The sequence below is a fragment of the Paenisporosarcina sp. P4_B8 genome, assembly GCF_056402175.1.
This window is the reverse complement of the sequence record NZ_JBFUHX010000018.1, coordinates 52,398-65,216: the sequence shown is the minus strand read 5'-3', so window position 1 is coordinate 65,216 and position 12,819 is coordinate 52,398. Positions and strand designations below refer to the sequence as shown.

The window sequence follows — 12,819 nt, the reverse complement described above, 5'->3', positions numbered from 1 at the left end:
AAGACAACATTGGATTATTAATTATCCACTTTTTTTATAACAATAAATAATTATTAATTAAGAATTATTAATATTTATTCAACCCATTTATTAGCATATTGTGTAAAATGATAGATAAGAGATAAAATGCGTCATTAAGTAACTGAATGGGGGTTGAGAACATGGACTTTCCAAAAGAGGAAGTTGGTAAAAGAATAAGGTATTTAAGAAAATCGCAAGGATTTACTGCGGATGATTTAGCGAAAAAAGCTGGGGTCAGCCAAAGTATGATATCTCAAATAGAACGTGGACAAGTATCGCCTTCACTTGATACATTGTGGAAAATGAGTCATTGCTTAAAAGTTCCTGTCTTCACATTCTTTGTAGAAGACGAGCAAGAAATCGTTACAGTTCTACGTAAAAATGAACAGCCTGAAATGAAGCAACTGCGTCCGAATGTTACATATCAACACTTGTCACCTGCTCAAGGCAAACAAATCAACTTTTTTAAATTGATTTTAGAACCAGGTGAACAATCAGAAAATCCCTTGATGTTTCACACGGGGGAAGAATGTGGGTATTTATTGTCAGGGCAAATTCGTGTAGAGGTCGATGGAGAAGTATATGAACTTTTTGAAGGGGACAGTATTTACTTCAACAGCAATCTGCCTCATCGTTTTGAAAATGTCAGTCCACAAATAGCAACGGCAATTTGGGCCATGACTCATCCTTTTTGAATCTTTTTCGCCTGCCATTCGTATACTAATGTATCGGATTCAAAAGGAGGAATAATTCATGCTAAAAAACCCAGGCATTGCCGCCGTATTAAGTTTCTTTTGGACCGGCGTCGGGCAAATATATAACGGCCAAATCATGAAAGGCTTAATCTTGATTGGCGTTCAACTAATCAACTCATTATTAATGTTCGTATTGATTGGCTTCATCACTTTCCCGCTTGTTTGGATATGGGGAATGTACGACGCATACCAAGTTGCCGATCGAATGAATAAAGGCGCTTACTGACCACTTCCAATTGGGAGTGGTTTTTTTTTCATATTTTCTATTCGTGGTTCGGGACTGTTCTATTCGCGTTATCGGAACGACTATTCGCGGTTTCTCCCTTTCTATTCGCGCTTCCACACTTTCTATTCGCAGTCCATCAAAAAAGAGCCTTCCACTAATTCGGAAGACCCTCATTAATTCCTTCTCACTCTGAGAGGGACTTTTTCAATTTATATTTTCGCCACATATCTTCAGCAGCACCAGAGCCCAATATTACGCCTGCGACAATCAAAACGAGTCCGTAAATATGACGACTTGTGATGGTTTCATTAAGAAATACAGACGAACCCACCAAGGTGAACAATGTATTCAAATTCATGAAAATGGCTGCTTTAGAAGGGCCGGCCTTTCCTACTGAATAGTTATATAGCATATGTCCAACTGCAGTTCCAATCATGCCACTTCCAAAGAATGCTACCCAAAACATCGGTGGAACTTCTAAAAATGCTCGAATTTCCCCAGGTTCCTGGAACAAACTGATCAAGAACAATACGAATGATCCGATTAAGAACATGTAAGCTGTAAGCAATCGGGGATCCAGTGTTTTTGCAGCTTTACTGATAACCAAGTAACTGAAAACCTGTGTCAATATGGCTAGGAACACGAATACGTCACCAAAAGATAACCCAGAGGTTCCTTCTCCTGCAGCTAGTACTGTTGCGCTGACTCCGAACAATCCGAGTATTACTCCTACCCATTGCAATCTAGAGGGATAGATCCTCATAATCATTGACACTAATACAGCGGTTAGTACTGGACCTGTGCCAAGAATTAAACCGGCATTCGAACTTGTCGTCATGGTCAGTCCGATCGACAAAAAGTAATGGTGGCACACAACATTAAGAAGTGCACCAAGGACAATGAATTTCCATTCTTGTTTTGTCGGTTTTCTGACGATGCGAAGTACCGCTAAAATCGAAAATACGGTTAAACTGGCTAAAAAAATGCGAAAGGCAGTCATTGTTACAGGACGCACTTCGCTAACTAAATATTTTACGGCAGGCAAATTAAAGCCCCATATGAACATAACGAAAACGAGTATGCCATAGATTTTCCATTGTTTCACGTGGTTTTCACCTCACCATTTCTTCGTTTCTAGGAAAAGCGTAAAGCGCTACTTTAGCTCGACGCCGGCGCAGGAAAGGTTCCCTTTGCGACAGCCTGCTTTCGCCTGAGGGTTTGAAGCAAAGGTGCGAGCAGCGCTTGGAGCTAGACATAGCAATTCTATAATTTTAGATACCCCTTAAATAATTTAGCATGTTGATTGTAGCTTAAAAACAATAGAACAACCATCTTAATCCTTTAATTGACTAAAGTAAATGATTTATTTCTCGATATCTTATTGTTGTCTATTACAACATACTTTGCCACACAACTGCTTTGCCCTAAAATCGATTCTTCCATATAATACTTATAAAAATTTACTCACTCTTATTATCCCAAAAAAGAGCATCCACATGGATACTCTATCGTCTGGTTTTATCATGAATTATGACTTATTCTTCTAAATTAGGTTTTTGCTTTTGACTGCGCAGAGGAACTTCTTTAATGGTAAATGTCAAAAGTGTAGCGATCGCCATGACAATTGCCGCTACTAAAAATACATTTGATAAAGCAAATGTTAATGATTGTTGTAAGTGCAACATTAAATCATTAAATAATGGCAACATTTGTTCAGGTAGCTGTGCCCGAATGGACTCGATTTGTGTATGATCCAATAATAAATTGGGATTTTGGAATTTGCTTAATGTTTCTCTTGCAGCTTCAGGTACTTTGCTTGAATCGAATGAAGCCATTTTATCTTTCATCGATGTATTCAATACTGTTCCGAGAACTGCCACACCAACTGTTCCTCCTAGGGATCGGAAGAGTTGAGTAGATGCTGTTGCTACACCCAAATATTCAGATCCAACGGAATTTTGAACAGTCATAGTAAATACGGTCAAGCCCATTCCGATACCAAAGCCCACCAAAATTAAGTAAAGCACAAGTAGCCACTGGGAAATGTCCATGTCCATTTGGGACAATAATAAAAGACCAACGACAGAAACCGCCAGACCAAAAGTGGCTTGTCGCTTATATTTCCCTGTTTTTGTAATCAATTGTCCACCCCATGCACTCGCTCCGACTAAACCAAGAGTCATGGTCATCGAAATGAAGCTGGAATGTGTTGCGGAATATCCTAGTACGCCTTGAACGAAATAAGGTACATACATGAGACCACCGAACATGCCTATTCCTACCGCAAAGCCAATAATATTTGAGAATGTAAAATTGGCATATTTAAACAAGTGCAAAGGCAATATTGGACTCTTCGCTCGGTTTTCAGCCCAAATAAACAACCCCAAGGAAACAATCGATCCTGCGAATAACGACAAGATGATGTCTGATGACCAATCATATTTAGAACCAGCCCATGAAAATGCAAGCAACATCGGAACCAATGTTCCGGTAAGGAAGAAAGTGCCTAAATAGTCAATGGTCTCATTTTGGCGTCTTTCTGTTTTAGGGAACAGCCTTAATATCAATACAAAAGCGACAATACCTAGTGGCAAGAACACCCAAAATACCCATCGCCAGTCTAGGTTATCGACAATATATCCGCCAATAGTTGGTCCAAGAACACTGGATATACCAAATACAGAACTCATAATACCTTGCCATTTTCCACGTTCTCGAGGGGCAAACAAATCTCCCACTGCCGCAAAGGCTGTAGGAATAATAAGGCCTGCACCCACACCCTGGATGGCACGATAAATGATCAACTGTTCAATATAAGCGGATGTGCCACACAAAAATGCGCCAACAGAGAATATTAAAATACCGATTAGAAAAAACGGCTTTCTTCCATAGATATCCGAAAGTTTACCAGCAACGACTGTCATAATAGCACTCGTTAACATAAAGCTGGTAAATACCCAACTGTAATAATTCAAACCACCTAAATCAGAAATGATTTTTGGCAAAGCATTGCTGACGATTGTTTGGTTAACTGCTGCAAAAAATAGTGCCCCAATAATCGCAATCATAATAGTTACTTTTTCTTTTTGTTTTAAATGTTCCAAGTAGAAATCAAACCTTTCTCTCGTATGGCTTAATTTTATGAAGGATATTCATGACTGAGATCATTTCTTCATTTGAAATATCGCCAAACGTTTTACTGAAATATACATAAATAATTTCATCCATTTTCTTCACGAGCGTTAATCCTTCATCAGTCAAAGTCAAATAAACCGTACGTCGATCTGCATCATTGCGTTCGCGAATGAGGTATCCTTTTTGCACCAATTTATCACTCGTTAATGTGACATAACTATTGGTAGAATTCAATCTTCGTGCCACATCGGACACACGAAGTGTACGATCTTCTTCCAATGCACGTAGAACCGTAAATTCATTAAATGGTATATATCCTTCAAATTCGACCGCAAAATCTTGTCTAGTACTTCTTATTAAATAGCGGAAAGATCGGACAAACTCCTGAATTATTTCTTTGCGATCGTTCATGGAAAAACTCCTTCAACATTAAATAGTTTAGTAACTTAACTACTTTAGTATAGTAAGCTTGGAAATGACAGTTGTCAAATTGTATTGCTTTCCAAAATAAAAGTCAAAATTGTGCACACAAAAAAAATCCATTAAACAGAAACCTGTCAAATGGAGTGAGTAAAGTAGAACTGATAAATCTTAGCGGTAACAAGACAATCACCCAATGCATCATTGCCCAATTTTCAAATATTGAGCTAATGTTGTCAATTTATTATTAGGCGTATGGATTAAGCAAGTATTGACGAAATAGCAGTATATCATTATGATACTATTTGTGTTAACTAAAACAAAAAAATAGTTCACTTAATGAAAAGAGGTTATACATATGAGAAACGAACACCTGAAGATGTTAATTGTTACCGCTCTATTTGCAGCAATCATTGGGATTATGGCACAAATAACTATTCCCCTTCCACTCGTTCCAATTACTGGGCAAACCCTTGCTATTGGACTGGCGGCTACCATTTTAGGCAAGCGTTATGGGGTATTGTCCGTCTTAGTCTATATAATGTTGGGAATTGCAGGATTACCTGTATTTAGTGAAATGTCATCAGGGATCGGAGTAGTTTTCGGTCCTACTGGAGGCTATATAATTGGATTCATTCCAGCAGCCTTCTTTATAGGCTGGCTACTGGAGCGATTCGGATTTACAGTCAAAAATGCTGTCATCGCAAATATCATTGCGATGATTATTACTCTTTCATTTGGTGCTGTTTGGTTGAAATTCGTCGCTGAACTAAGTTGGACTGCAGCTTTAACTGGCGGTGTAACTCCATTTATTCTGGTGGGAATAATTAAAGCAATACTTGCTGCAACTACAGGGATTCTAGTTCGTAAACGTCTAACATCTGCGAAGCTATTACCAGCTACAATCTCATAAGCGAAGACAATTAATTAACCCGTATCTAAAAAAGCGCTTTGTAGATACGGGTTATTTACGCCCATCGAGTTTTCGATTCTCAAGGAATTATTTTACATAACAGAAAGTTAAAACAAGCACTGGAGATACTCACTCCGGTGCTTGTTTTCATTTAGTCCGTTACAACATTAAAACGTTTAAACGCGACAAAGTGTAGTTGCCAATACGGATTATCAAGTTTTGTGATTTCTACACCTTTTGATCCGGCATGAACAAATGTATTTTCTCCCATATAAATGCCCATATGGGAAATTCCTTCTTTGTATGTATCTTTAAAAAATACTAAATCACCCACTTCTGGTACATTCACTTTGGATGATAGTTTGAAATAATCTTCACTACTCATCCGAAGTATATCCAGCCCCGCAAACTGATGAACGTAATGAATAAAGCCACTACAATCAAAGCCAGCAGGTGTTTTCCCACCGAAAACATATGGCGTTCCGACAAAGTTAGGAGCGATCGCAGCAATATTTGCATATACAGCTTGTCCAGTTAAAGAAACTGGTCTGGCAATCGGCTCAACTGTTTGAGTTTTTTTCTTAAAAATGGAGGATTTTTTTAATTGTGCCATTGTTGAAGTGTGTGTTTTTGTTGTGCTGTATGCCTCTACAATCGGACTTAAAGTTAAACTGATAGTCGATAACATTAGACAAATTATTATTATTTTTTTCTTCACTATCTCTATCCCCCATCTAATTTCTGAAAATCTTATACTCATCATATTAAAATACGAAAATTCAGTCAATATAATTTATATTATAGAAACAACTCGTATTAAGAATAATTTTGTCAGTAATTACTCTCGTGATTTGTTATTGCCCGGGAAATATTTGGAGACTATTGTCATTTACAGGTAGAAAGGACAATTGCCAATAGCGCTTCACACAATTTCTCAGTTTCTCAGAAACTATATGATTGTCTGTATATCCACTCAAAATCGACTTAATTACTCCATCTTTCATCGACAAATCATTTGAAAGTACACCGATTTTCTATTGACTATTACTCTTCAAGTAATTCCAGTGACTATTAAACAGTTTTTAATCCATTCTCAACAGAAGAAAATATATTTTCCCATTCCCCTATGAAAGTCAACTTAGGCGGACTTGTTGGAAACATCGTTTTTATGACGGATTTTCACGGTATTATCGCCAATATTCTAAACGCACAAAACCCCTTACAGCCGCTGAATTCTGTAAGGGGTTTATCTATAAGGAGGTCATCTTATAGCAATAGTATGGGCAGCATGGCTACCATTTATTAAAATAATTTGCTGTTTGGGGGAACTTCGCGAAGATATTTATCTCTATCTAAGCGTTCCTCATATTGATCCGTTGTAACATCTTCATCTTCATCGACRCCACCTGAGGGAATTTCATTCTCAGTAGAATTCGTGTCGAATGCAAATGCATTGCCATGTCCTTCATTTTCGTAACCAGTTTCTCTATACTCTGGCTCTTCGGATGTGTTGTACTCATTTAAAGCTTTTTCTTCAAATTGATTAGTTGGTTCGTTATGTTTACCTGCTGTATACTCAGTCCCAAAAACTCGTTTTTCTTCCGTTCGAGGGTCCCTATTAAAATCGTGTTTCATTTCCTCAGTGGATTTAACATTATTTAGTTCACTACCAAATGCTGCAGGTCCTAAATTAGGGTCTGCACCGGGAGATTGGAATCCATCTGTCTGTTGTTCATTCGAAATCGCATCCTGAATATTCGTGCAATTCTCCCGAACCATTCTATCTTCCTGCATTGAATGACCAATATGGTCTTCTTCTCTGGCCAAATATGGATCCGTAGCGAAAGTTTCTCCTCGAGCAAAACGATCTTTAGGTTCGTCGAAACGACCATCAGTCTCATTTACAAAATCATTTGTTGACGGTTCAAACCCCTGTTCTTCATCATATTCGCTTTGAGGATTTTTACCACTGTCAAAAGTCATTTCGCTTCGCGGTTCTTCTGCACCAAAGGTTGTGGAATCTCCAGTAAGATTTTTATCTGTTTCATTGAATCTTGATTCAACAAAGTTTGTACGTGCTGAAGAGGTAAACTCATTTGACTGACTTGTCGCTTCGTTATGAATCTTTTCTTCGAAACCTGGTTCAATTGGTTGAACTGCCCGCTCTTCCCCATGATAAGATTCATAACTGTTTCCAGTTGATCCAAACGTATCATAGCCTTCTTCAAACTCATTCTGGTGAGAATCTGTGACACTATCGTTTAGCGATGCATCGGTATACAGTAAAAACCCACCACTAGCAACATCTTTTGAATAGCGATCAGTTTCTGCTTCATTTAAATCTAATTTCCTCAGACCTTCTTTAACGGAATCTTCTCCCGTAAACCATGATTTGAATTTATCCATGAATGTACCCGCTTCATGCGTCGAAACTTCAGAATAGCGATTTAATGTACTCATGTGTGCATGATCTTTTGAAATGACATGTATATCACTCTCGGAATAACCTTGTTCTTTTAGTTGTTCTAATTTTTCATACATTTCATCTTCTGTACGAGCAACTTCAATTTTACGATTTGATTCAAAGTTCATGGGGTTACCTCCTATTTTTTGATTTACATTCTATCTACCCAACGCTTTATTAAAGTTAAACACTTTTGAAAACTTTTAATCAGACTGTAATATGATTGCACAAAAAAACCTGTGCTCAGCTGAGCACAGGTTTTTCTTAGTCTATTTCATTTGTAATGCCTGAGATAGATTTCCAGTTATATGGATGTCTTTGAAGTTCAAACCAAGATGAACTGCTGTCAAAGCGATTTCTGGTCGAACACCGGATAATGTAGTCTTAACTCCGACAATCTTCAATGCATCTATTAATTGGAAAATTTGCATGGCTACCATTGTATCAATTACATTTACACCTGATAAATCAACATACAAATGAGTAATGCATTTTTTCGTGCATTCCATCAATGTATTTTCCAACAAATATTTAGCTCGTTGCGTATCGATTTCACCCACTACAGGAAGTAAACCAACATCTTGATGTAATTTAATCACCGGAGCACTCAAGTCATTAATCAATTCCTGCTGACTTTTTAGCCTTCGCAAAGATAGCTGATCGTGATCTTCTACAAATCTAGTCATAACCCTACTGAACGCTTTTAGAATAATATGATTCCATGAGTAAATTTGTTCTTTTGTATAAGTTCCTTCATTCTCTCTTTCGAAACTCTCAATCATACTAAGATATTGTCTTTGTACATTGAGGAATTCCTGCAAAATTATATGAGTGGGTGTAGATTGATGACCAGTATCGGTAACAATTTCGTTTAACCACACTTCAAAAGATTTAAAGAATTCATGTTCATCTTCCAAAAAAACCTGAATTAAATGTTCATGAAAACTATAATTTTGAGATTTTAAACGATTAATATCTTTTTCATCTTTAGATGCATATACACCTACTGCAGTAGATTGATCAATCGATTTGTACCAGTCATCAGTTAATTTTTCGGCTTTTGTTATTAAGTATTTATAAAGATCCATATTCCTGTGCATGCTGAGGGCACTCCTTCACATTTTAGAATCCTTCCTGTGACGATATGTAGAAAGGAGATGATTTCGGTTGGTCTTGGATTTACTTTCTTCTCAAACCTCAATTCGTACATATAAAAACAAGAAATTGTCAAAAGAAGAAGTTTTTGAACTTATTTCAGTTGCTCAACATGCAGCGAGTTCTCATATTGTACAAGCTTATAGTGTTATTTGGATAACGGACTAAGTTATCAAGAACAAATTGGGGCAATTATCAAAAAAACCGACACAAATGGAAACAGCTGGAGCTGTATTTGTTTGTTGTGATGATTTTAAGAGACTTCATATTGCTGGTGTAATTAATGATACTACTATTGTAGCGGATACAACAGAAAATGTAATCGTCGGAACAACAGATGTTGCAATTTTCGCACAAAATTTGGCTATAGCGGCTATTGTATTTGTACACTACTAGAGGTTCAAATCAAAAGACGACCAACTGGACCCGATTTCCTAAAAAAACAAGGTTTTATTTGGAAATAAAATTTCTGATTCATAAGGACATTCAATCAATCCTTTTGAGATTCCCTCTATTAAAGAAATGAAGTTCCCTGAAAAATGTAAAACACCTCGTTAATGAAAGTTAACAGCAAAAAATGGCATTGCCAAAATTATGTTCTTTTTTTCAACAAAAATACGAACATATATTCTGTTTATGTTATAATAAAAGGAACAATTGTAGATGACAGGTAGCGGATGATCACTTCCAGGGAATGGAGGTGATGCCTATGACAAGTTTTGAATCGATGAGTTTGCTTATGCAGCTTGCAACTGTAATGATCGGGGGCTTTTCAATCGTTGTATCATTAGTCATTTTCTTCGCTAAAAAGAAATAGCCGTCCCCACTGATTAGGCGAGACGGCTTTTTCTGAATTAATCTGGATCAACCGCTATTTTGTACATTAGCGATTGTTGACTAGGTGCTGACACACCTAGTCTTTCTGATTTAAGTATACACTATTTTTTTGCACTTCTCAAAGGTTTCTTATGTCTAATCTACTACTTGTTTTTGAGAAGCGACTGCTCTTGTTCAATTGTCGGCCCCGCCTTTAACTCTCGATTTATTGCCCATTGTCTTGTATCCTGTGCAGTCGTGGCTAAAGGTCTAATGGTCAGCCCTTTGTCGATGGCTCGTTGATTTTCAACAATGATAAAACCTTCGGGATAGTCTTGTGAAATGGATACCCAAAAAGGATATCTTCGGGAACCCAAGTCCGTTGATTCCAAAACGGCGTCAGGAATCCATTGTTTTTCAATTGTAGCTGTCGTTATACTGTCAATGAATTTTTCCATTGAAAGTGGATTTGAAGCTGCATTAAATGTACCGGTTGTCCCATTTTCAATCATTTGCACAATCCAACTAGCCATATCCCTTACATCAATCCATTGGACCATGCGATGAGGTTCATTCCCACCGGGTAAAGCAACTTTCCCATTTTCCATTAACCTTTTCGCATAGTACGTGAATCGGTCTGTAGGATCATGCGGACCTACAACGATACATGGACGAATAATCAAAGCACGGTCCTTAAAGGTTTCGTTGATTAATTTTTCGCACATAACTTTTAATGGTCCGTAAGTTTCACCAGTCACTTCATCTGACTCGATTTTTTGTGCAAAAGTAGAACTTGACTCATTAGGTCTGCCTTTTTTGTAATCGTCATAAACCGAAATGGTCGAAATGAACATATAATGATTTGTTTTATTTTTCAATACGCTTATCATTGGATGCAGGTCTTGAGGAGAATAAGCACATGTATCTAAGACTGCATCCCACTCTTCTTCGCCTAACTTCTCCGCATCTTTCCGCCGATCTCCTTGAATATGCCTTAACTGTTTGAAAACCTCAGGATTTGTTTTTCCCCGGTTAAACAATACCACTTCATGTCCGTTTTTGACTGCCACTTCCACTAAGTGACGTCCAACAAAAGAAGTTCCACCAAGTACTAAAATTTTCATTTTCCCATCTCCTCTACTTCTTACAATTTCTTCGCATATTAAAAAAAACCTTTAAAAATTTTAGTTAAAGCATTGCTTCTTGTTTTTAAAGCATACTAAATACGACATAGGACGTTTTAGTTAGATGAGAAAAAGATATAGGGTATGGAGTAGCAAACCGTGTGGGAAAATACTCGCATTTTGTCGAACCGTGCTATAGATTCAATGCGTGCAATGTTACACTAACCTAATCTTATTGAAGATAAAGGAGCATTTCATGGATATTCAATGGACTCAACTTCCTCAAATAAAAGCGCTCCACGTATATGGACCGTCTATGCAGCTAACGGCTGGGATTGTGTACGATTCAAGAGATGTACAAAATCAGTATGCCTTTTTTTGCATTATAGGAGAAGAAACCGACGGTCACTTATACATAGATGAAGCAATTCAAAACGGCGCTACCACTATCGTGGGTTCAGACAAAAGTACCTTCGAATCTTATGCTTCTTCCCATCCCCTATTATCTTTTGTATTAGTGCATGATTCACGGGAAGCCTTGGCTTTTATAGCGATTGAATTTAATCTTTATGTCTCAGATAAATTATTCAAAGTCGGTGTTACCGGTACGAATGGAAAAACAACAGTTGCTTCATATGTAAGAAACTTATTAAATTTACTCGGTTTGCCTTGTGGGATGCTCGGTACGAATGGCATTTTCACTTCAGATGAACAACTTCATCTCAAAAAAAGCACGCCTACCACCCCGATGTCATCGGATGTACAAGCTATTTTCACTGAGCTTGTGAACCATGGGGACAAAGCGGCATCCATGGAAGTGTCTTCGATTGCATTAGATCAGCATCGAGTAAGTGGATTTGAATTTGATGTGGCAATCCATACAAATATTTCTGAAGAGCACATGGAATATCATAAAACGTTCGAACATTATAAGATGTGCAAGCTTCGATTGTTTACACAGGCGAAAGCAAGTGTTATTAATTTGGACGATGCCGGGATGAGTCAAGACATTATTCAAGCCGTACAAGGATCTTTAATGACATATTCCAGTAATGTGGAATCCAATGCAGATTTAGTATGGACAAACATACAGCATCATCTTGATGGAATGTCTTTCGATTTAATTTATGAAGACCAGACGTATCGTATTAATGTCCCCATCTACGGGGAATATAATGTAGGTAATTTAGTTTCCGCGATTGGTGCTGCTTTATTTGCGAATGTCTCCCTACAGGAAATATTGCAAGTCCTCCCCAAGATGCAACAAGTAGATGGCCGCTTCCAAGTTATTCACGGACCTGAAAATAGAACAATCGTTTTGGATTATGCACATACACCAGTTGCATTAGAAGCGATTATGCAGGCTGTAAAAAAATTGCCTCATAACCGATTAATCACTTTAATTACTGGAATAGGCATTAGAGATTTCTCTAAGATGCCCAAAATGGCAAAAACAGCAGAAGGAAAAGCAGATGCGTTGATTGTCACAGTTGATCATCCTGGCTATAATGATCCTTGGAATGTTGTTGACGCTGTCCTGAAGGGTTTTACCGAACCATATTTACAAGAAGTTTTGACCGCTCCTTCAAGACATGAGGGCGTTATGAAAGCGTTGGAAGCGAGTGAACCTGGTGATATTGTTTTACTGACGAGTGGATGTATAAACGGCTCTCAAATTGTAAAAGGCGAATATATTCCCCATTCGGATGAAGAAATTATTCACAATTATTTTTACAATACAAAATTGAGCGTATAAAACTTGTTGGCCACGCGCCTACAGGTTTTTTGTT

13 protein-coding genes are annotated in these 12,819 nt (G+C 37.6%); 6 read left to right on the top strand and 7 right to left on the bottom strand.

Annotated features, from left to right (window positions below; translation table 11 throughout):
* The first annotated feature begins 161 nt into the window (after positions 1–161).
* Both AC1DSK_RS14840 and AC1DSK_RS14835 read left to right on the top strand, forming a co-directional pair.
* Positions 162–716, top strand: coding sequence for a helix-turn-helix domain-containing protein (locus AC1DSK_RS14840; RefSeq protein ID WP_477546429.1), 555 nt, complete (start codon positions 162–164; stop codon positions 714–716).
* Between the two features lie 58 nt (positions 717–774).
* The gene (locus tag AC1DSK_RS14835) at positions 775–1,002 is read left to right on the top strand and encodes a hypothetical protein (protein ID WP_477546428.1); all 228 of its coding nucleotides are present in this window, start codon (positions 775–777) and stop codon (positions 1,000–1,002) included.
* 184 nt (positions 1,003–1,186) lie between these two features.
* On the opposite strand, the gene AC1DSK_RS14830 is transcribed toward AC1DSK_RS14835, so the two are convergent.
* From AC1DSK_RS14830 to AC1DSK_RS14820, 3 genes are all read right to left on the bottom strand, one after another.
* Complete coding sequence (locus AC1DSK_RS14830; RefSeq protein WP_477546427.1) at positions 1,187–2,107, bottom strand: DMT family transporter; 921 nt, start codon at positions 2,105–2,107, stop codon at positions 1,187–1,189.
* A gap of 430 nt (positions 2,108–2,537) precedes the next feature.
* Positions 2,538–4,106 (bottom strand): MDR family MFS transporter, encoded by a 1,569-nt coding sequence (locus AC1DSK_RS14825; RefSeq protein WP_477546426.1) that lies wholly within the window; start codon positions 4,104–4,106, stop codon positions 2,538–2,540.
* 7 nt (positions 4,107–4,113) lie between these two features.
* On the bottom strand, positions 4,114–4,548 hold the full coding sequence (locus AC1DSK_RS14820; RefSeq protein ID WP_477546425.1) for a MarR family winged helix-turn-helix transcriptional regulator: 435 nt from the start codon (positions 4,546–4,548) through the stop codon (positions 4,114–4,116).
* Positions 4,549–4,915: 367 nt separating this feature from the next.
* On the opposite strand from AC1DSK_RS14820, the gene AC1DSK_RS14815 reads away from it, so the two are divergent.
* The gene (locus tag AC1DSK_RS14815; protein ID WP_477546424.1) at positions 4,916–5,470 is read left to right on the top strand and encodes a biotin transporter BioY; all 555 of its coding nucleotides are present in this window, start codon (positions 4,916–4,918) and stop codon (positions 5,468–5,470) included.
* 151 nt (positions 5,471–5,621) lie between these two features.
* Here AC1DSK_RS14815 and AC1DSK_RS14810 read toward each other — a convergent pair whose 3' ends face one another.
* From AC1DSK_RS14810 to AC1DSK_RS14800, 3 genes are all read right to left on the bottom strand, one after another.
* Positions 5,622–6,188 carry a C40 family peptidase gene (locus tag AC1DSK_RS14810; protein WP_477598337.1) on the bottom strand — a complete coding sequence of 189 codons (567 nt, stop codon included), beginning with the start codon at positions 6,186–6,188 and terminating at the stop codon, positions 5,622–5,624.
* Positions 6,189–6,772: 584 nt separating this feature from the next.
* Positions 6,773–8,062, bottom strand: a complete 1,290-nt coding sequence (locus AC1DSK_RS14805) for a YflT domain-containing protein (protein WP_477546422.1) — start codon at positions 8,060–8,062, stop codon at positions 6,773–6,775.
* Between the two features lie 141 nt (positions 8,063–8,203).
* On the bottom strand, positions 8,204–9,034 hold the full coding sequence (locus tag AC1DSK_RS14800) for an STAS domain-containing protein (protein ID WP_477546421.1): 831 nt from the start codon (positions 9,032–9,034) through the stop codon (positions 8,204–8,206).
* Between the two features lie 67 nt (positions 9,035–9,101).
* Here AC1DSK_RS14800 and AC1DSK_RS14795 point away from each other — a divergent pair, with 67 nt between their 5' ends.
* On the top strand, positions 9,102–9,257 hold the full coding sequence (locus tag AC1DSK_RS14795) for a nitroreductase family protein (RefSeq protein ID WP_477598335.1): 156 nt from the start codon (positions 9,102–9,104) through the stop codon (positions 9,255–9,257).
* Positions 9,258–9,272: 15 nt separating this feature from the next.
* On the top strand, positions 9,273–9,485 hold the full coding sequence (locus AC1DSK_RS14790) for a hypothetical protein (protein ID WP_477546419.1): 213 nt from the start codon (positions 9,273–9,275) through the stop codon (positions 9,483–9,485).
* Positions 9,486–10,069: 584 nt separating this feature from the next.
* Here AC1DSK_RS14790 and AC1DSK_RS14785 read toward each other — a convergent pair.
* Positions 10,070–11,029 carry an NAD-dependent epimerase/dehydratase family protein gene (locus AC1DSK_RS14785; RefSeq protein WP_477546418.1) on the bottom strand — a complete coding sequence of 320 codons (960 nt, stop codon included), beginning with the start codon at positions 11,027–11,029 and terminating at the stop codon, positions 10,070–10,072.
* A gap of 256 nt (positions 11,030–11,285) precedes the next feature.
* On the opposite strand from AC1DSK_RS14785, the gene AC1DSK_RS14780 reads away from it, so the two are divergent.
* The gene (locus AC1DSK_RS14780; protein WP_477546417.1) at positions 11,286–12,785 is read left to right on the top strand and encodes a UDP-N-acetylmuramoyl-L-alanyl-D-glutamate--2,6-diaminopimelate ligase; all 1,500 of its coding nucleotides are present in this window, start codon (positions 11,286–11,288) and stop codon (positions 12,783–12,785) included.
* The last annotated feature ends 34 nt before the right edge of the window (positions 12,786–12,819 follow it).

Coding starts and splice junctions, on each gene's coding strand:
- AC1DSK_RS14840 (WP_477546429.1), top strand. CDS start 162: ATGGACTTTCCAAAAGAGGAAGTTGGTAAAAGAATAAGGTATTTAAGA.
- AC1DSK_RS14835 (WP_477546428.1), top strand. CDS start 775: ATGCTAAAAAACCCAGGCATTGCCGCCGTATTAAGTTTCTTTTGGACC.
- AC1DSK_RS14820 (WP_477546425.1), bottom strand. CDS start 4,548: ATGAACGATCGCAAAGAAATAATTCAGGAGTTTGTCCGATCTTTCCGC.
- AC1DSK_RS14815 (WP_477546424.1), top strand. CDS start 4,916: ATGAGAAACGAACACCTGAAGATGTTAATTGTTACCGCTCTATTTGCA.
- AC1DSK_RS14800 (WP_477546421.1), bottom strand. CDS start 9,034: ATGCACAGGAATATGGATCTTTATAAATACTTAATAACAAAAGCCGAA.
- AC1DSK_RS14785 (WP_477546418.1), bottom strand. CDS start 11,029: ATGAAAATTTTAGTACTTGGTGGAACTTCTTTTGTTGGACGTCACTTA.
- AC1DSK_RS14780 (WP_477546417.1), top strand. CDS start 11,286: ATGGATATTCAATGGACTCAACTTCCTCAAATAAAAGCGCTCCACGTA.